Source organism: Streptomyces sp. NPDC005931, assembly GCF_042871235.1.
Classification (GTDB): Bacteria; Actinomycetota; Actinomycetes; order Streptomycetales; family Streptomycetaceae; genus Streptomyces.
This window is the reverse complement of sequence record NZ_JBIAIG010000002.1, coordinates 132,820-150,576: the sequence shown is the minus strand read 5'-3', so window position 1 is coordinate 150,576 and position 17,757 is coordinate 132,820. Positions and strand designations below refer to the sequence as shown.

The following is a 17,757-nucleotide window of genomic DNA, read 5'->3' as shown; positions in this document are numbered from 1 at the left end:
GGAGGAGCGGCGTGCGGGGACGGCGGCGCGGGGCCTGTGCGGGTGTCGGGGTCCGCGTCCTGTCCCCACCGCGCGCGTGCGGATTCGCTGGGAACCCTCGGGCAGGTGCTCAGGGGGTCGTCCGGGCCCCTTCCCGGGTACACGGCCGTCCCGCGCCCCGCCGTGGCCGCGTGCCGGGCGCCCCGCGCGGCTGCCGCAAGAGGGTGTGTGTCACAGCGCCGTGCTGTTCCTTCGGTGGGGCGAGGAACCTATCGTCAAGGTCATGTTCGCTGTCTACGCCGCCCGAATCGACCGCGACCAGCCGCTCTCCGGTCTGGAGTTGGGAGAGCGTCCGGCTCCCGAGGCCCGTCCCGGCTGGAGTACCGTCACGGTCAAGGCCGCCTCCCTCAACCATCACGACCTGTGGTCCCTGCGGGGCGTCGGCCTCGCCGAGGACAAGTTGCCGATGATCCTCGGCTGTGACGCCGCCGGGATCGACGAGGACGGCAACGAGGTCGTCCTGCACTCCGTGATCGGCCAGAGCGGTCACGGGGTGGGCCCCGACGAGCCCCGGTCGATCCTGACCGAGCGCTACCAGGGCACCTTCGCCGAGCAGGTCGCCGTACCCACCTGGAACGTGCTGCCCAAGCCGAAGGAGCTGTCCTTCGAGGAGGCGGCCTGTCTGCCCACGGCCTGGCTGACCGCCTACCGGATGCTGTTCACCAACGCCGGCGTCCGGCCCGGTGACTCCGTACTGGTGCAGGGCGCCGGCGGAGGCGTGGCGACCGCGGCGATCGTGCTGGGCAGGGCCGCGGGCCTGCGGGTGTTCGCCACCAGCAGGGACGAGGCCAAGCGGAAGCGGGCGCTGGAACTCGGGGCCGTGGAGGCCCTGGAGTCCGGCGCACGGCTGCCGCAGCGGGTGGACGCGGTGATCGAGACCGTCGGGGCCGCCACCTGGTCCCACTCGGTGAAGTCGCTGCGGCCCGGTGGGACGCTGGTGATCTCCGGTGCCACCAGTGGTGACCGGCCCTCGCACGCCGAGCTCACCCGGATCTTCTTCCTCGAGCTCAAGGTCGTCGGGTCGACGATGGGTACCAAGGACGAGTTGGAGGATCTGCTCTCCTTCTGTGCCGCCACCGGTGTGCGGCCCGTCATCGACGAGGTGCTGCCGATGGACCGGGCGCGCGAGGGCTTCGAGCGGATGGCGTCGGGTGAGCAGTTCGGGAAGATCGTGCTGACCAATCCCTGAGGGGTGTGTCCGGCTCCGTTCGGCCGGTCCGGGTTTCCGGGCCGGCCGTTCACTGTGTCAACCGGGGTTGACGGGCGCCGATTGTCAATCTAGGTTGACAGTATGAGTGAGGCAACAGACCTTGCCGCGCGGGCCGGTGATCGTGATCCGCGGGTCGGCCTGCGGGCCGTCGCCGCGCTGCGCAGGCTGCTGGAGCAGTTGGAGGCCGTGCAGGTGCGCAACGCGCGCAATCAAGGGTGGTCGTGGCAGGAGATCGCCGGTGAGCTCGGGGTGAGCAGGCAGGCCGTGCACAAGAAGTACGGGAGGCATTGATGTTCGAACGGTTCACGAAGGACGCCCGTGCGGTCGTGAAGGGGGCGGTCGAGCAGGCGGAGCGGGCGGGGGCGCCGCGCGTCGACGCCGAGCATCTGCTGCTCGCCCTGCTGGAGCGGGAGGGCAGCCGGGCCTCCTTCGCGCTGACCGCGCTCGGGCTCGGGGAGCGCAGGGAGTCGGTGCGGGCGGCCGTCGAGGAGGCGCGCCGACGCGTCGGGCTGTCCAGGGCAGAGGCCGACGCGCTGGCCGGGCTGGGCATCGACGTTTCGGAGATCGTCGCCCGGGTGGAGGAGCTGCACGGGATCGGGGCCCTGTCCGGTGGCCGGCAGAGTGCGGCGTCGTGGTCCGGGCGGCGGCCCTTCGGGAAGGAGGCGAAGGACGTGCTGGTCGGCGCCCTGCGCGCGGCCATGGGGCACCGAGACCGGCGCATCGGGGACGAGCACATCCTGATGGCCCTCACCGCCCGCCCCGGTGTTCCCGCCGAGGTGCTGGCCGATCACGGGGTGACCTACGAGTCCCTGAGCCGGGTGCTGTACGGGGCGGGCGAGGCGGCTGCGGGGTGAGGCGTCAGGTTCCCTTCGGAATGCTCAGGAGGGCCGCGAGGTGCGCCGCCGCCGTGGACAGGTGACGCCGGGCATCGCGCAGCTGGTCCGGCGTTACGCCGTGGTCGCGGGCCAGATCACGGATGTCGTCCCGGAAGCGGTCGAGCAGACGGTCCAGGTCGCGGGCCGGGTCGCCGGTGGAATCGGCGGCACCCTCCGCGGCCCAGGCCGGGACGTAGTCGGCGGGGAAGTCCTCCGGGGGGTATGAGTACGACGGCTGGGAGGAGGCCGACCGGGGGGAACCCGCCTCGGCGGAGGCAGGGTCGGGTGCCGGGCGGCCGAAGGTGCCCCTGCCGAACTCGCCCACCTCCTTGAGCAGTTCGGTCAGGCCTTCGCTCAAACCGGTCGGCCAGTCGCCGCGGGCGAAGTGGTCCTGCACCTGCTCCTGGACCCGGCGGGCCATGCGCTGCACCTGCTCCTGGGCCCGGTCCTGGGCCTCCTTGGCCTGGTGACGAGCGCGCTGGGCCTCCTCGCGGGCGCGGCGGCTCTCGTCCTTGGCTCGGCGGGCCTGTTCCTTCCACTCCTGCCGGGCGCGGCGCATTTCCTCCTTGGCGGCGCGCCAGGCGTCCTTGTCGCCGAGTCCCGTGAAGGTCCCGAACACGTCGCCCGCTTCGCCCTGCGGCGTGTCCTTGCCCTGACGGGCCTGGCTCGCGGCGGCCCGCATCTCCCGGCGCAGATCTCCCGCCGCGCCGCGCACGTCGGCCCGGATCTCGGCCGCCAGTTCGGCGACCGACTCGCGGATCTCCAGCTCCAGGTCGTCCAGCTCCCCGCTGCGGTCGGACAGTTCGGCGCGCCCGGCGTCCGTGATCGAGTACACCTTGCGGCCGCCCTCGGTGGTGTGGGTGACCAGTCCCTCGGTCTCCAGCTTGGCCAGCCGCGGGTAGACCGTGCCCGCCGACGGTGCGTACAGGCCCTGGAAGCGCTCCTCGAGGAGGCGGATCACCTCGTAGCCGTGGCGCGGGGCCTCGTCGAGCAGCTTGAGCAGATACAGGCGGAGGCGTCCGTGGGCGAAGACGGGGGGCATGTCAGAGCACCTTCTTGTCGGTCGTGCCGTCGGCCGGGGTGTCGGCGGTGCCGTCGCCCGGGCCGGAGACGGAATTCTCCCCCGAGCCGGTGCGCGCCTCGTCCTCCGGGGCGCCTGCGCTGCGGGTGCCGGCGGGTGGCGCGTCCCACGGCTCGTCCTCGTCCTCCCCGGGCGGGCGGCGCAGCAGGGCGATGGAACCGGAGACGGTGGTCGCCCGCAGCTTGCCGTTGCCTGCGCCGAGACGGCCGGTGATCTTGTGGGCGCCCCACTGGCCGTGCACCCTGAGGCCGTCGAAGGCGTTGGAGATGGCGCCGCTCGCGGTGTTGGCCTCCACCTCCGCGTCCGCCGGACAGGGCAGCCGGATGGCGATCTCGCCCGAGACGCTGGTCAGGCGGACATCGGTGGGGCCGTCGGGGTCGAGGTCCACGATCATGGAGCCGCTGACGGAGTCGGCCCGGACGGAGGAGCCGGAGCCCTCGACCACCGTCAGGTCACCGGACACCGAATTGAACCGCAGGTCACCGGTGACGGCCTGGGCCTCCAGGTTCCCCGAGACGGTGTCCGCGCGGACCGGCCCGGAGAGGCCGACCAGGGTCGTGTCGCCGGTGACGCCCTTCACCACCGCCGGTCCCCGGACGCCGGAGACGACGGCGCCGGCGCCGACCACCCCGACCTCGACGCGGGTCGGCGCGGGAACGGCCAGGGAGACCACCGCCCTGCGGCGCCAGCCCTTGCGGTCCAGCCAGGTGAGGAAGCCCTTCCAGGGCAGGTCCTCGTAGGCGACCGTGAGGGTGCCGCCCCGCTGGGTCACGACCAGGGGTGGCCCCTCGATCTCGGAGACCTCCAGGCGGGCGGAACCTTCGTCCGTGCCCACCACGTTCACCGTGCCACTGGCGATGCGTACGTGGAGATCGGTGACGGGCTCCTCGAAGGTGAGCTTCGTGGGCTCCGCGACGGACCATTCGGACATGGGGGCCTCCTAGACCGGACGAACGGAGCCGGATGGACGTACAGATCACGCCATATCGCGTCTTCCGTGATTCACGATATATCGCGGCCGGTGAAAGTCAAGACACACGTTTCGGTGATCGGCTGACGGCGCGCGAAACGGGCAAAGTGCCCTAGCGTGTGAGCATGCCGACGGAAAAATCCCAGGCCGGACGTGGGGGCCGCGTCGAACCGGGTGCCCTGCTGCTGTGCCGTGTCGAACCGGTGGACGTCGCTCCCGTCGCCCGGCTCCTCCGTGAGCGGATGCTGCTGGGAGGGGCCGGTGAGGGATGGAGCGTGCTGGTTCCCGAGGGCAGGCCGTGGCTGGAGGGTGCGGAGCCGGTGGACCGGGTGGTGGCCGGCTGGGCCTCGGCGCTCGCCGTCGGCGCGTCCTGGCCCGTGCTCGCCCTGTGGTGGGACCCCGACCGGGCCGGTTACACCCTGGCCTCCGGTTTCCGCCGCCCCGTCGGTTATGTGTGGCTCGCCAACGGCACACCGGCGGGCATGGACGAGGCCATGCGCACGTTCGCCGGCCGGCTCGGCCTGGATCCCGTGCTGGACGTGCAGGAGCTGGACCGGCTGACCGAGCCCGATGCCGCCGCCGACGCGGTCGCCCGTCTGAGCGGCCTGCTCGCCGTCCTCGGCCGCGCGGGCGTGTCCCTTCCCCCGGAACTCACGCCCGGTGCACCGGCCGCCCGTCTGCACGAGGCCGCCGGTCCGCTCCCCGGCGTCCGGGAGGTCGACGGGCGGCCGGGCGCCGAGGAGCTTCCGGCCGTGGGTCAGGGGGGCCCGGCGGAACAGGGGGAGGTGCGGCCGGCGGCCGCGGAACGCGCCACCCCGCCCGCCGCCCGGCACCTCGCGCGGCTGTCCTGGGCCACGACCCCCGCCCCGGCCGTCGCCCAGCTGGCGGCGGGACTGCCGATGGCTCTCTGGGGCCTACGGCACCGCAGCGCCGGCTGGATCACCGCGGGCGCCCTCCTCCTGGCCCACGGCACGCTGGCCCTGGTGGCGTACTCCGTGACCCACCCGCGCGACTGACGTCACCCCGGCCGGTGCGGCGCCGACCCCGCGACGGCCCGAGCCTGCCGCCCCGGCTCGCCGCCCTTCGGCGCTGTCCGCCTCTGTTCGTCGGCAGCCCGGTGCTACTCGTCGTCCTCGTCGTCCAGCCGCGCCAGCCACGTCGCCAGGCGTTCCACCGGGACCTCGAAGTCGGGGTTGAGATCGACGAACGTGCGCAGCTGCTCGGCGAGCCACTCGAAGGTGATCTCCTCCTCCCCGCGCCGCTTCTCCAGTTCCTCGATGCCACGGTCCGTGAAGTACATGGGTCAAGGATAGGTGGGGAAAAAGCGACCGGGCCGCACCCCCGGAGCGGGGGTGCGGCCCGGTCGGGCACCGCCCGGGGCGCTTCGCAGGCGTCGGTTACGCCTCGAAGACCTCACGCACCAGCTGTTCCTGCTCGGCCTGGTGGCGCTTCGCGGAGCCGACCGCCGGGGACGAGCCGTGCGGGCGCGAGATGCGGCGCAGGCGCTCGTCGTGCGGGAGGTCGGCGCCGACCGCCAGGTCCAGGTGGTCGATCAGGTTGAGAGCGATGAAGGGCCACGCGCCCTGGTTCGCCGGCTCCTCCTGGGCCCACAGGTACTTCTCGGCGTTCGGGTACTTCTTGATCTCCGCCTGGAGCTCGGCACCCGGCAGCGGGTACAGGCGCTCGATGCGGATGATCGCCGTGTCCGTCGCGCCGCGCTTCCGGCGCTCGGCCTCGAGGTCGTAGTAGACCTTGCCGGCGCAGAAGACGACCTTGCGGACCGCGGCCGGGTCGACCGTCGCGTCGCCGATGACCGGGCGGAACTGGCCCGTGGTGAACTCCTCCGCCCTCGAGGCCGCCGCCTTCAGGCGCAGCATCGACTTCGGGGTGAAGACGACCAGCGGCTTGTGGTGCGGGTTGTGCACCTGCCACCGCAGGAGGTGGAAGTAGTTCGACGGGGACGTCGGCATCGCGACCGTCATGTTCTTCTGCGCGCACAGCTGGAGGAAGCGCTCCGGGCGGGCGGACGAGTGGTCCGGGCCCTGGCCCTCGTAGCCGTGCGGCAGGAGCAGGACGACGCCGGACGTCTGGGCCCACTTCTGCTCGGCCGACGAGATGAACTCGTCCACGACCGTCTGCGCGCCGTTGACGAAGTCGCCGAACTGCGCCTCCCACAGCACGAGCGCGTCGGGGCGGGCCAGCGAGTAGCCGTACTCGAAGCCCATCGCCGCGTACTCGGACAGCAGGGAGTTGTAGACGTTCAGCCGCGCCTGGTCCTCGGAGAGGTACTGCAGCGGCGTGTACTCCTCGCCCGTGCTGCGGTCGATGATCACCGCGTGGCGCTGGCCGAAGGTGCCTCGCTGGGAGTCCTGGCCCGCGAGGCGGACCGGGACGCCCTCCAGGAGCAGCGAGCCGAAGGCGAGGGTCTCGCCCATGCCCCAGTCGATGGTGCCGTCCTCGACCATGGCGGCCCGGCGCTGGAGCTGCGGCAGCAGACGCGGGTGGACGGTGATGTGGTCGGGGATGTTGACCTGCGACTCGGCGATCCGCTTGACGACCTCCGTGGTCACCGCGGTGTTCACGGCGACAGGGAACTCGGCCTGCGGGTCGGACGGCGCCACGGCGGACGGCTGCGAGGTGGCCTCGCGGACCTCCGTGAAGACCTTCTCGAGCTGGCCCTGGTAGTCCTGGAGCGCCTGCTCCGCCTCTTCCAGGGTGATGTCGCCGCGACCGATCAGGGACTCGGTGTACAGCTTGCGAACCGAGCGCTTCTTGTCGATCAGGTCGTACATCAGCGGCTGGGTGAAGGCCGGGTTGTCCGACTCGTTGTGACCGCGGCGGCGGTAGCAGATGAGGTCGATCACGACGTCCTTGTTGAACGCCTGGCGGAACTCGAAGGCCAGGCGGGCGACGCGGACGACCGCCTCGGGGTCGTCGCCGTTCACGTGGAAGATCGGGGCCTCGATCATCCTCGCCACGTCCGTCGCGTACATCGACGAGCGGGACGATTCCGGAGCGGCCGTGAAGCCGACCTGGTTGTTGATGACGATGTGGACCGTGCCGCCGGTGCGGTAGCCGCGCAGCTGCGACATGTTCAGGGTCTCGGCCACCACGCCCTGGCCCGCGAAGGCCGCGTCGCCGTGGATCGCCACCGGCAGGACGGTGAAGTCCGTGCCACCCTTGCCGATGATGTCCTGCTTGGCGCGGGCGACGCCCTCCAGGACCGGGTCGACGGCCTCCAGGTGGGAGGGGTTGGCGACCAGGGAGACCTTGATCTGCTCGCCGTCCAGGCCGGTGAAGGTGCCCTCGGCGCCCAGGTGGTACTTCACGTCGCCGGAGCCGTGCATCGACTTCGGGTCGAGGTTCCCCTCGAACTCGCGGAAGATCTGTGCGTACGACTTGCCGACGATGTTGGCGAGCACGTTCAGGCGGCCGCGGTGGGCCATGCCGATGACGACCTCGTCCAGACGGGACTCGGCGGCCGAGTCCAGCACCGCGTCGAGCAGCGGGATGACGGACTCGCCGCCCTCCAGCGAGAAGCGCTTCTGGCCGACGTACTTGGTCTGCAGGAAGGTCTCGAACGCCTCCGCCGCGTTCAGCCGGCGCAGGATGCGCAGCTGCTCCTCGCGCTCGGGCTTGGTGTGCGGGCGCTCCACCCGGTCCTGGATCCACTTGCGCTGCTTGGGGTCCTGGATGTGCATGAACTCGATGCCGGTGGTGCGGCAGTACGAGTCGCGCAGCACGCCGAGGATGTCGCGCAGCTTCATCATCGACTTGCCGGCGAAGCCGCCGACGGCGAACTCGCGCTCCAGGTCCCACAGGGTGAGGCCGTGCTCGACGATGTCCAGGTCGGGGTGCTTGCGCTGGCGGTACTCCAGCGGGTCGGTGTCGGCCATGACGTGGCCGCGGACCCGGTAGGAGTGGATCAGCTCGAAGACGCGGGCGGCCTTGGTGACGTCGTCGTCGTGGGACGCGTCGATGTCCTTGAGCCAGCGGACCGGCTCGTAGGGGATGCGCAGCGCCTCGAAGACGTCGTCGTAGAAGCCGTTCTCGCCGAGCAGGAGATTGGCGACGCCGCGCAGGAACTCGCCGGAGGCGGCGCCCTGGATGACCCGGTGGTCGTAGGTCGACGTGAGGGTCATGACCTTCGAGACGCCGAGCTTGTTCAGCGTGTCCTGGCTGGTGCCCTGGAACTCGGCCGGGTAGTCCATGGAGCCGACGCCCATGATGACCGACTGGCCGGGCATCAGCCGCGGCACGGAGTGGACGGTGCCGAGGCCGCCGGGGTTGGTCAGGGAGACCGTGACACCGGTGAAGTCGTCCATCGTCAGCTTGTTGTCGCGGGCGCGACGGACGATGTCCTCGTAGGCCTGCCAGAACTCGAAGAAGTTCAGCGTCTCGGCCTTCTTGATCGCCGCGACGACCAGCTGGCGGTCGCCGTTGGGCTTGACCAGGTCGATGGCGAGACCGAGGTTGACGTGCTCCGGCTTGACCAGGGTGGGCTTGCCGTCCACCTTCGCGTAGTGCCAGTTCATCGACGGCATCGCCTTGATGGCCTGGACCATGGCGTAGCCGATGATGTGCGTGAAGGAGATCTTCCCGCCGCGGGCGCGCTTGAGGTGGTTGTTGATGACGATGCGGTTGTCGAACAGCAGCTTCACCGGGACCGCGCGCACGGACGTGGCCGTGGGCAGCTCCAGCGAGGCGTCCATGTTCTTCGCCACGGCGGCGGACGGGCCGCGCAGGGTCACCTGCTCCGGGCCTTCCTTGGCCTCGGTGGCCGGTTCGGCCTTGGGCTTCGCGGCGGTCGGCCGGGCGGCGGGCGCGGCGGGCTTCGCCGGGGCGGGCGCCGGGGTCGGGGCCTGGGCGGCGGGCTTCGCCGGCGCGGGCTGCGCGGGCGCCGCGGCGGCGGGCTGGGCCGGAGCGGTCTGCTGCGAGGTGGACGGGGAGGTCCCCGCGGCCCCCGCGGCCGCGGTACCCGCCGGGGCCGAGGTCGCAGGCGCCCCCGGCTTGTAGTCGGCGAAGAAGTCCCACCAGGCTCGGTCCACCGAGTTCGGGTCCTGGAGGTACTGCTGATAGATCTCGTCGACGAGCCACTCATTGGCACCGAACGCCGCAGCGGGGTTCTTGCCCGCTTGGTCGGTGTCGGTCGTGGGGGCACCGCCCGGCCGGAGGCTGGGGGAGCTCGAGTTACTGGGGGACTGTGGCGACACGGCGGCAACCGCCCTCTTCCGCTTCACAAGGTGATGGACAGCGGAAATAAAGGCTACGCCCCCAAGAGCGGGATGGTCAGGTCGGGCCCGTTCATCGTCGCGTAAGTCACATCTTCAAGGGTGTTTCGGCGCTGGAAATGGCGGGAAACAACCGGGGTTTCGCCTCGGTCGGCCGTATGGGGGAAGGGGCGAGCCCGACCCGTCGCCCGAGGGGCGCGGGCCTGTGCCTGATCACACGTGTCCGCCAGGGACGACGCGCAAGGATCTTGTGGCTCCGCTTCGAACTGTACGTCAACTCGACACGGATGGCGCTCCCGGAAGAGTGACAAGGATCCGGCAACCACGCTCGGATTCGGCCACTCCGATCCGGCCGCCGTGGAGTTCGACGGCCCAGCGGGCGATCGCCAGGCCCAGGCCCGTCCCGCCGTCGCTGCCGGGGCCGTGCGGGCGGTCGGCGCGGCCCCGGTTGAACCGCTCGAAGACGCGGTGCCACTCGGTGCGCGGGATGCCGGGCCCCTCGTCCAGGACCTCCAGTTCCAGCGACTCCGGCTGCGGCCCGCGCCGCGCCTTCACGGTGACGCGGCCGTGCGGCGGGCTGTGCTTGACCGCGTTGTCGATGAGGTTGGCGACGACCTGGTGGATGCGCTCGGGGTCGGCGTGCGCGGTGAGGTCCAGGGGCGTGACGTCCAGGTGCAGATGGACGTCCGTGCGTGTGTGGCTGCCGGACCCGGTGGCCATGCCCGCCCGCGCGGAGGCCACCATGTTGGCCTCCTTCAGGACGCCGGAGAGATACGGCCACACCTCGAACCGCCGCTTGCGCAGCGGGACGACGCCGTTGTCCAGGCGGGAGAGGTCCAGGAGGGTCTCCACCAGGCGCCCGAGGCGCTCGGTCTGTTTCAACGCCGTGCGCATGGTCTCGGGGTCGGCCTCGGTGACGCCGTCGACGATGTTCTCCAGCACCGCGCGCAGACCCGCGATCGGGGTGCGCAGCTCGTGCGAGACGTTGGCCACCAGCTCCTTGCGCTGGCGGTCCTGTGCCTCCAGCTCGTCGGCCATGACGTTGATCGTCTGGGCCAGGTCGCCCAGCTCGTCCCGGCGGTTCTCCCGCACCCGGCGGGTGTAGTCGCCCTGCGAGATGGACCGGGCCACCGTGTTCATGTCGTCCAGCGGGGCGGTGAGCGAGTGGGCCACGAACTGCGTGATCAGCAGTGTGGCGATCATTGAGAAGACCGTGATGAAGCGCAGCTCCGTCTTGGTGTGCACGGCGATCACCGACAGCCCCGTGGTGATCAGGACCGAGACGACGACCAGTGCCCCCAGCTTGGTCTTGATGGAGAACGGGCGTACGCCGCCCCAGGGACCTGGCGCCCCGGAGCCTCTCCGCGCGGCCGGCCCGTCGCTCATGGCGTCGGCGTCTCCAGGGCGTAGCCCACGCCGTGCACGGTGCGGATGCGCTCGGCGCCGATCTTCCGGCGCAGCGCCTTGATGTGGCTGTCGACGGTCCGGGTGCCGGAGGCGTCCGCCCAGTCCCACACCTCGGCGAGCAGCTGCTCGCGGGACAGCACCGCGCGGGGCGTGTTCGCCAGGCACACCAGCAGGTCGAACTCGGTGGGCGTCAGGTGGACGTCCTCGCTGCGCACGCGCACCCGGCGCTGCGCGTGGTCGATCTCCAGCTCGCCCAGCCGCAGGATGCCGCTGCGCGGAGTGGTGGCCGCGAGGGCCGCCCGCTCCACCCGGCGCAGCAGCACGTGCACCCGCGCGGCGAGTTCCCGCATGGAGAACGGCTTGGTCATGTAGTCGTCGGCGCCCACGCCGAGCCCCACCAGCATGTCGGTCTCGTCGTCCCGCGCGGTGAGCATCAGCACCGGCACCGGCCGCTGCGCCTGCACGCGGCGGCAGACCTCCAGGCCGTCGAAGCCGGGCAGCATGATGTCGAGGATCAACAGGTCGGGCTGCCACGCCTCGGCCGTGTCGACCGCGGACGGGCCGTCGCCCGCCGTTTGCACCAGGAATCCCTCGGCACGAAGGCGGGTCGCGATGGCGTCCACGATCGTCGCGTCGTCCTCGACCACCAGGATCCGGCGCTGTGCGCCGGGGGTGGCCGCCGCCGTGCCGTTGTGGGAGGTGTGTGTCTGCTCCATCGCCCGCCCCTGAAGTGTGCTTTTCCGGAATCCGTGGGGTGATCCGTCATCTGCGCATGCTTGCGATTGACGCTTGAATGATCGGCGTCAGGGCAGCAGCGTACGGGGAGTCACCACGCCATTTCTATCCAGGGCCGATGCCGAGGTGCACGACGTCCGGAACGCCCCGGGCAACGGGGATCTCTTCGGTACGCACCCGTTGGAACCCGGCATTCCGCATGGTTCCCTCGAATTCCGGGGACGGCTTGGCCGACCACACCGCCAAGACCCCGCGTGACCTCAACACCCTTGCGCAGCTTGCCAGTCCGGCCGGCGAGTACAAGCCGCCGTTGCCGTCCGTGACGGTCCAGTCCGGCCCGTTGTCGATGTCGAGGCACAGCGCGTCGAACGTGTCCGATGTCTCATTGACGTACGCCACCAGATCCGCCTCCACGATGCGTGTGCGGGAGTCGGCGAGCGCCTCGGCGGAGAGGACGGCGAGCGGGCCGGAGCAGTGCCAGTCGATGACGGCCGGTTCGCGCTCCACGACGGTGATCCGCCCCCATCGCGGGTCCGCGGCGGCGTGTGCGAGCGAGAAGCCGACGCCCAGTCCGCCGATCAGGAGGTGCGGTCCGCGGCGCGGCGCGAGCCCCGCGCGCGCGTCGGCGTCCTCCAGGGCGGCCAGGGCCGCGTCGACGAGCCGGCGTTCCGAGCGCCCGTCGGAGGTGTCCATCAGGAAGCAGCCGTTCGCGATGATCTGCAGCAGACCGCCGTGGCTGCGCAGCACGACCTCGCCGTACGGGCCCTCGCGACGGTCCAGGACTTCGGGAATGTCGTAGGGGGTGGACATCCGTTCATCTTGGCAGAGGGCTCCTCGGCGGGGGTCCGGTCCCGGAAAGGTCCCCCGCCCGAGCGTGGTGATCGCTCAGAGCGAACGCGCCCCTGGGAACATCCGCTCGCTCCCGAGCATTGAGTCGGCATAGCTCAACTTGACTGCCGAAGGGGAGATCATGGCTGCTGAGTCCACACCGCTCGCCCTGCCTGTGCTGCCGCTCGACGACGAGGTCGTGCTGCCCGGGATGGTGGTCCCGCTGGACCTGAGCGACTCCGAGGTGCGGGCCGCGGTGGAGGCCGCGCAGGCCGCCGCCAAGTCCGAGGGGGGCAAGCCCAGGGTGCTCCTGGTGCCACGCGTCGACGGGACCTACGCCGGGACCGGCGTCCTCGGCACCGTCGAGCAGGTCGGCCGGTTGGCCGACGGTGACCCGGGCGCCCTGATCCGCGGCCGGAGCCGGATCAGGATCGGCGCCGGGACCACCGGCCCGGGGGCGGCGCTGTGGGTGGAGGGCACCCGGATCGACGAGAGCGTGCCCGACCCGCTGCCCGGACAGGTGTCCGAGCTGGTCAAGGAGTACAAGGCGCTCGCCACCGCCTGGCTGCGCAAGCGCGGTGCCTGGCAGGTCGTGGACCGCGTCCAGGCCATCGACGACGTCTCCGCCCTCGCCGACAACTCGGGCTACTCGCCCTTCCTCACCACCGAGCAGAAGGTGGCGCTGCTGGAGACCGCCGATCCGGTGGCCCGGCTGAAGCTTGCGACCCAGCAGCTGCGCGACCACCTCGCCGAGCAGGACGTCGCCGAGTCCATCGCCAAGGACGTCCAGGAGGGCGTCGATCGGCAGCAGCGCGAGTTCCTGCTGCGGCGCCAGCTCGAAGCGGTCCGCAAGGAGCTGCGCGAGCTGAACGGCGAGAAGGACGGCGAGGAGTCCGACGACTATCGCTCCCGGGTGGAGGCCGCCGACCTGCCGGAGAAGGTCCGCGAGGCCGCGCTCAAGGAGGTCGACAAGCTGGAGCGCGCCTCCGACCAGTCGCCCGAGGGCTCCTGGATCCGGACCTGGCTGGACACGGTGCTGGAGATGCCGTGGAACGAGCGCACCGAGGACGCCTACGACATCCAGGGCGCCAAGACCGTGCTGGACGCCGAGCACGCGGGCCTGGAGGACGTGAAGGAGCGGATCACCGAGTATCTGGCGGTGCGCAAGCGGCGCACCGAGCGCGGCCTCGGGGTCGTCGGGGGACGGCGCGGCGGTGCCGTGCTGGCCCTCGTGGGACCGCCCGGTGTCGGCAAGACGAGCCTCGGCGAGTCCGTCGCCCACGCGATGGGCCGCAAGTTCGTCCGCGTCGCCCTCGGCGGCGTCCGCGACGAGGCGGAGATCCGCGGCCACCGGCGCACGTACGTCGGCGCGCTGCCGGGCCGGATCGTGCGGGCCGTCAAGGAGGCCGGGTCGATGAACCCGGTGGTGCTGCTCGACGAGATCGACAAGGTGGGATCGGACTTCCGGGGCGACCCGGCCGCCGCCCTCCTCGAGGTGCTGGACCCCGCCCAGAACCACACCTTCCGCGACCACTACCTCGAGGTCGAGCTGGACCTGTCGGACGTGGTCTTCCTCGCCACCGCCAACGTCTTGGAGGCCGTCCCGGAGGCACTGGCGGACCGCATGGAGATCGTCCGCCTGGACGGCTACACCGAGGACGAGAAGATCGTCATCGCCCGCGACCACCTGCTCCCGCGCCAGCTGGAGCGGGCCGGTCTCGGCAAGGACGAGGTCACCATCGACGAGGGCGCGCTGCGCAGGCTCGCGGGCGAGTACACGCGCGAGGCAGGCGTGCGCAACCTGGAGCGGTCCGTCGCACGGCTGCTGCGCAAGGTGGCGGCCCAGCACGAACTCGGCGAGCGGGAGCTGCCGTTCACGGTGACGGAAGGCGACCTGCGGGACCTGATCGGCCGGCCGCACCACGTGCCGGAGTCCGCCCAGGACCCGGCCGAGCGCCGCACCTCCGTCCCCGGTGTGGCCACCGGGCTCGCGGTGACCGGTGCGGGGGGTGACGTCCTCTACGTGGAGGCGTCGCTGGCCGACCCGGAGACGGGTGCGGCGGGGCTCACCCTGACCGGGCAGCTGGGCGACGTGATGAAGGAGTCGGCGCAGATCGCGCTGAGCTTCCTGCGCAGCCGCGGGGCCGAGCTGGAGCTGCCGGTGGGCGACCTGAAGGACCGGGGCGTGCACATTCACTTCCCGGCGGGCGCGGTGCCCAAGGACGGCCCCAGTGCGGGCATCACCATGACCACCGCGCTGGCCTCGCTGCTCTCCGGCCGGCTGGTCCGCACCGATGTGGCGATGACCGGCGAGGTCTCGCTGACCGGGCGGGTGCTGCCGATCGGCGGGGTGAAGCAGAAGCTGCTCGCGGCGCACCGGGCGGGTGTCAGGACCGTGATCATCCCCCGGCGGAACGAGCCCGACCTGGACGACGTCCCGGCGGAGGTGCTGGACAAGCTCGACGTCCACACCGTCACCGACGTCCGCCAGGTGCTCGAGCTGGCGCTGTCGCCGGCCACCAGCGGCGCGGCGCCGGAGGTCCCGGTCGCGGCGATGGGGGTACCCCCCAGGTCTTAGGCACGGGGGGAGGACGCGGCCGGAAAGAGGGGAGGCCCGGGTCCCGTGAGGGAGGCCCGGGCCTTCTCCGGCGTGCGGGTCCGCTCCCGCGCACCGCTTCCCGGTCAGCCCAGGGCGAGGGCCCTGACGCGGTCGATGGTGCCGTTGAAACGGTCGTGGTCCCCGACCGTCGGTCCCGTCGAGGTGTACTGCCACATCGTGTAGTAGGCCCAGCCCGCGGGCAGCTCGCCCACGGTGGAGGCGTACCGGGCGATCCACAGCGGGTTGGCGGAGGCGAAGCCGCCGTAGTTCCCGGTGCACTGCTTCCACCAACTGGTGGCGGTGTAGATGACGGCGTGCCGGCCGGTGCGCGCCCGGTAGCGGTCCAGGAAGTCGCGGATCCAGCTCACCATGGCGGTCGGCGACTTGCCGTAGCAGGCGTTCCCGTAGGGGTTCCACTCCATGTCGAGGGCGCCCGGCAGCGTCCTGCCGTCCGCGGACCAGCCCCCACCGTGGTCGACGAAGTAGTCCGCCTGTGCGGCGCCGCCGGCGGTGTCGGGGGTGGCGAAGTGGTACGCGCCGCGGATCATGCCGACGTTGTACGAGCCGTTGTACTGCTGCGCGAAGTAGGGGTTGGTGTAGTAGGTCCCCTCCGTGGCCTTCACATAGGCCCACTTGACCCCGCTGTTCCACAGCGTCGTCCAGGCGACGTTGCCCTGGTGGCTGGAGACGTCCACGCCTTCGGTCTGGACGACGCGCGTGGTGGGCAGGCCGCCGCGGCCGTCATGGGTGACGACGCCCATGCCCATGTGGGCGGAGCCGCGGGGCGGGGTGGGGCGGGGGGAGTCCGACGGACCGTCGGCCGCGTCGGCCGTGCGGGGGAGGGAGAACAGGGCGAGCAGGACCGCCGCGGCGGTCACCCATGCGCGTATACGGGTGGAAAAGGGTCTGTGCACGGGCATGACGTGCCTCCAAGGGGTGGTGGGGGAACCCGATATGTGACCCACATCGCATGTAGTGGGCATGCCACGCAATCGCCTGGTAGAGAAGCTACGCACGTAGACCGCGACGGGGGAAGGGCTCCGAAAGCTGCCCTTGGTCTACGCCTGCGAAATACTGGCGGAGCTGCGGCGGCGTCGCCACTTGGCGAAAACTTTCAGGACCGGGAAAACCGAGGCAGGGGCTGACGTGCACGAAGGCGGAAACGGCGACGGGGGCCACGTCACCTCCGGGGTGTCCGGGAGTGGTATGGACCAGCCCGGATTCCTCGCTCTGGAGCGGGAGTTGACGGTACTGCTGCGCCGGGCACGGGCCAACCAGGGGGAGATGGCCCGCGAGGTCCATCCCGACCTGGAGTCCTCCGCGTACGGGCTGCTGGTCCGTCTGGATGAGTGCGGCCGGCAGCGGGCCACCGAGCTGGCCGGCTACATCGGGGTCGGCAAGGCCACGATGTCCCGTCAGCTGCGCGCCCTGGAGGAGCTCGGCCTGGTGGCCCGCGAGCCGGACCCCGCGGACGGCCGGGCCTGGCTCGTCGCCCTCACCGAGGAGGGCCGCGACCGGGTGCGCCGGGTGCGCGAGGCCCGCCGCGAGCGGTACGCCCGCCGCCTCGCCGACTGGGACCCCGGCGAGGTCTCGGAACTCGCCCGCCTTCTGAACCAGCTCAACCGGGGGATGGAGAAGTGACCCCCGCCGGGCCGCCGGGTGGCGTCCCGGGGCCGGCGGTGACCGTCCGGCGGCCGTGATGGGGCGGCTTCCCGCGGAGGACGTGCCTTGCGGACGAGGGGGAGGGCGAGACGGTCCGGTGGGGCTGCCGTGGTGCGGCTTCCCGCACAGGACGTGGCCGCTCCGGTGGTGGCTGCCGGGGAGCGGTTCCCGTGGCGGGACGCGCCTCGGACGCATCGTCGGGTGACGGCTCCCCCGACAGGAGCGACCGCCTGGCAGCACCTGGGGGTCACAGCTCCACGTAGACCACCGTCGCGTCGTCGTGCCTCTTGCCCCGGGCGCCCGGCGACCGCTCCGCCTCAGCGCGCTCCAGCGCCCGTACGCGGTCCACCAGGGCCTGCGGCCCCTCCTTGCGCACGAGGGTGAGGCAGTCCGCCCAGCCGCCCTCCGCGAACCGCTCGACCCAGCGCGCGGCCCCGTCGGTCAGCGCCGCCAGGGCGCGCACCTCGGCGCGCGGCAGGGTGCCGGTCACCGCGCGGGCCGCAACCGACGGGTCGGCGGCGGCCGTGAAGAAACCGCCCTCCCGGTTGCGCAGCGTGGCGTCCACCAGGGCATCGGTGGCCAGTGCCGAACGCGGCAGCAGGGACAGCCGGTCGTCCAGTACCGGGGTGACCGCGCCACCGGGGGACTCCACCAGCAGGGCCGAGTCGGACAGCACCAGGTACTCGACGGCGAGCGGTGACCAGCGGGCCAGCACCACCGTTGCCTGCGGGGTGCGAGGGTGAGAAAGGTCACAGGTCGAGGCATGTGCGTCGGCGGTCCGGGCGAGTGCCCGGGACAGCAGGTCGGCCAGGGGTACATCCGGAAGCGAAACGGTCAGTTCGGTCAGCCCTCCGCCCAGGCGCGCGGTGTACCAGGGCACCGAATGCAGACAGCCCCCGCCGTCCTGCGGCGGCGTGACGCCGTCCAGCACGACGAGCGAACCGCCCTGCCCGGAGGCCGGAAGCCCGACGCTCGCGAAGTCCTCGTTGGGCCGGCCCGGGTCGCCGGGCTCCGAAACAAGTTCCGTGCGCATCCGGCCAGTCTGCACGACCCCTTCACAAGGACCCCGAAAGGCTGGCAACGGTCGCCGAATCGACGCAGCCGCGCAGGTCAGGCGCCG

15 protein-coding genes are annotated in these 17,757 nt (G+C 71.7%); 6 read left to right on the top strand and 9 right to left on the bottom strand.

Going from position 1 to position 17,757, the window contains the following annotated elements:
* Nucleotides 1–262: 262 nt before the first annotated feature.
* The 3 genes from ACFYOV_RS04560 to ACFYOV_RS04550 all read left to right on the top strand — a co-directional run bounded on the left by ACFYOV_RS04560 (nucleotide 263) and on the right by ACFYOV_RS04550 (nucleotide 2,103).
* On the top strand, nucleotides 263–1,228 hold the full coding sequence (locus tag ACFYOV_RS04560; protein WP_389082762.1) for a zinc-binding dehydrogenase: 966 nt from the start codon (nucleotides 263–265) through the stop codon (nucleotides 1,226–1,228).
* A gap of 102 nt (nucleotides 1,229–1,330) precedes the next feature.
* On the top strand, nucleotides 1,331–1,540 hold the full coding sequence (locus tag ACFYOV_RS04555; RefSeq protein ID WP_164336527.1) for a helix-turn-helix domain-containing protein: 210 nt from the start codon (nucleotides 1,331–1,333) through the stop codon (nucleotides 1,538–1,540).
* A complete protein-coding gene (locus ACFYOV_RS04550; protein ID WP_389082759.1) occupies nucleotides 1,540–2,103 on the top strand; it encodes a Clp protease N-terminal domain-containing protein in 564 nt (187 codons plus the stop codon). Before ACFYOV_RS04555 ends, ACFYOV_RS04550 begins: the two co-directional genes overlap by 1 nt.
* Nucleotides 2,104–2,107: 4 nt before the next feature.
* Here ACFYOV_RS04550 and ACFYOV_RS04545 read toward each other — a convergent pair whose 3' ends face one another.
* Entirely contained in the window at nucleotides 2,108–3,166 is a 1,059-nt protein-coding gene (locus tag ACFYOV_RS04545; protein WP_389082757.1) for a helix-turn-helix transcriptional regulator, read from the bottom strand.
* A 1-nt stretch (nucleotide 3,167) separates the two neighbouring features.
* A complete protein-coding gene (locus tag ACFYOV_RS04540) occupies nucleotides 3,168–4,136 on the bottom strand; it encodes a DUF4097 domain-containing protein (protein WP_389082755.1) in 969 nt (322 codons plus the stop codon).
* Between the two features lie 164 nt (nucleotides 4,137–4,300).
* Here ACFYOV_RS04540 and ACFYOV_RS04535 point away from each other — a divergent pair, with 164 nt between their 5' ends.
* Nucleotides 4,301–5,191: a hypothetical protein gene (locus tag ACFYOV_RS04535; RefSeq protein WP_389082753.1), complete on the top strand. Its 891-nt coding sequence runs from the start codon at nucleotides 4,301–4,303 to the stop codon at nucleotides 5,189–5,191.
* A 104-nt stretch (nucleotides 5,192–5,295) separates the two neighbouring features.
* On the opposite strand, the gene ACFYOV_RS04530 is transcribed toward ACFYOV_RS04535, so the two are convergent.
* From ACFYOV_RS04530 to ACFYOV_RS04510, 5 genes are all read right to left on the bottom strand, one after another.
* A complete protein-coding gene (locus ACFYOV_RS04530) occupies nucleotides 5,296–5,475 on the bottom strand; it encodes a DUF6104 family protein (protein WP_028420339.1) in 180 nt (59 codons plus the stop codon).
* Nucleotides 5,476–5,572: 97 nt separating this feature from the next.
* Nucleotides 5,573–9,388, bottom strand: a complete 3,816-nt coding sequence (locus tag ACFYOV_RS04525; RefSeq protein ID WP_389082750.1) for a multifunctional oxoglutarate decarboxylase/oxoglutarate dehydrogenase thiamine pyrophosphate-binding subunit/dihydrolipoyllysine-residue succinyltransferase subunit — start codon at nucleotides 9,386–9,388, stop codon at nucleotides 5,573–5,575.
* A gap of 291 nt (nucleotides 9,389–9,679) precedes the next feature.
* On the bottom strand, nucleotides 9,680–10,792 hold the full coding sequence (locus ACFYOV_RS04520) for a sensor histidine kinase (RefSeq protein WP_389082747.1): 1,113 nt from the start codon (nucleotides 10,790–10,792) through the stop codon (nucleotides 9,680–9,682).
* A complete protein-coding gene (locus ACFYOV_RS04515) occupies nucleotides 10,789–11,529 on the bottom strand; it encodes a response regulator transcription factor (RefSeq protein WP_389082745.1) in 741 nt (246 codons plus the stop codon). The genes ACFYOV_RS04520 and ACFYOV_RS04515 overlap by 4 nt, the downstream gene beginning before the upstream one ends.
* A 124-nt stretch (nucleotides 11,530–11,653) precedes the next feature.
* A complete protein-coding gene (locus ACFYOV_RS04510; RefSeq protein ID WP_389082742.1) occupies nucleotides 11,654–12,358 on the bottom strand; it encodes a spermidine synthase in 705 nt (234 codons plus the stop codon).
* Between the two features lie 160 nt (nucleotides 12,359–12,518).
* Between ACFYOV_RS04510 and lon the strand changes: the two genes are divergently transcribed.
* Complete coding sequence (gene lon, locus ACFYOV_RS04505; protein WP_389082741.1) at nucleotides 12,519–14,954, top strand: endopeptidase La; 2,436 nt, start codon at nucleotides 12,519–12,521, stop codon at nucleotides 14,952–14,954.
* Between the two features lie 104 nt (nucleotides 14,955–15,058).
* Here the strand turns inward: lon and ACFYOV_RS04500 are convergent, their stop codons facing one another.
* Complete coding sequence (locus tag ACFYOV_RS04500; protein WP_389082738.1) at nucleotides 15,059–15,895, bottom strand: lysozyme; 837 nt, start codon at nucleotides 15,893–15,895, stop codon at nucleotides 15,059–15,061.
* 226 nt (nucleotides 15,896–16,121) lie between these two features.
* Here ACFYOV_RS04500 and ACFYOV_RS04495 point away from each other — a divergent pair, with 226 nt between their 5' ends.
* Nucleotides 16,122–16,616 (top strand): MarR family winged helix-turn-helix transcriptional regulator, encoded by a 495-nt coding sequence (locus ACFYOV_RS04495; protein WP_389082736.1) that lies wholly within the window; start codon nucleotides 16,122–16,124, stop codon nucleotides 16,614–16,616.
* A gap of 268 nt (nucleotides 16,617–16,884) precedes the next feature.
* On the opposite strand, the gene ACFYOV_RS04490 is transcribed toward ACFYOV_RS04495, so the two are convergent.
* A complete protein-coding gene (locus ACFYOV_RS04490; protein ID WP_389082734.1) occupies nucleotides 16,885–17,670 on the bottom strand; it encodes a hypothetical protein in 786 nt (261 codons plus the stop codon).
* Nucleotides 17,671–17,757: the final 87 nt, after the last annotated feature.

What these genes read in the sequence shown, in the direction of transcription:
- ACFYOV_RS04540 (WP_389082755.1), bottom strand. Translation starts at nt 4,136, where the DNA reads ATGTCCGAATGGTCCGTCGCGGAGCCCACGAAGCTCACCTTCGAGGAG.
- ACFYOV_RS04490 (WP_389082734.1), bottom strand. Translation starts at nt 17,670, where the DNA reads ATGCGCACGGAACTTGTTTCGGAGCCCGGCGACCCGGGCCGGCCCAAC.
- ACFYOV_RS04535 (WP_389082753.1), top strand. Translation starts at nt 4,301, where the DNA reads ATGCCGACGGAAAAATCCCAGGCCGGACGTGGGGGCCGCGTCGAACCG.
- ACFYOV_RS04555 (WP_164336527.1), top strand. Translation starts at nt 1,331, where the DNA reads ATGAGTGAGGCAACAGACCTTGCCGCGCGGGCCGGTGATCGTGATCCG.
- ACFYOV_RS04520 (WP_389082747.1), bottom strand. Translation starts at nt 10,792, where the DNA reads ATGAGCGACGGGCCGGCCGCGCGGAGAGGCTCCGGGGCGCCAGGTCCC.
- ACFYOV_RS04545 (WP_389082757.1), bottom strand. Translation starts at nt 3,166, where the DNA reads ATGCCCCCCGTCTTCGCCCACGGACGCCTCCGCCTGTATCTGCTCAAG.
- ACFYOV_RS04560 (WP_389082762.1), top strand. Translation starts at nt 263, where the DNA reads ATGTTCGCTGTCTACGCCGCCCGAATCGACCGCGACCAGCCGCTCTCC.
- ACFYOV_RS04500 (WP_389082738.1), bottom strand. Translation starts at nt 15,895, where the DNA reads ATGCCCGTGCACAGACCCTTTTCCACCCGTATACGCGCATGGGTGACC.
- ACFYOV_RS04530 (WP_028420339.1), bottom strand. Translation starts at nt 5,475, where the DNA reads ATGTACTTCACGGACCGTGGCATCGAGGAACTGGAGAAGCGGCGCGGG.
- ACFYOV_RS04550 (WP_389082759.1), top strand. Translation starts at nt 1,540, where the DNA reads ATGTTCGAACGGTTCACGAAGGACGCCCGTGCGGTCGTGAAGGGGGCG.
- lon (WP_389082741.1), top strand. Translation starts at nt 12,519, where the DNA reads ATGGCTGCTGAGTCCACACCGCTCGCCCTGCCTGTGCTGCCGCTCGAC.
- ACFYOV_RS04515 (WP_389082745.1), bottom strand. Translation starts at nt 11,529, where the DNA reads ATGGAGCAGACACACACCTCCCACAACGGCACGGCGGCGGCCACCCCC.
- ACFYOV_RS04510 (WP_389082742.1), bottom strand. Translation starts at nt 12,358, where the DNA reads ATGTCCACCCCCTACGACATTCCCGAAGTCCTGGACCGTCGCGAGGGC.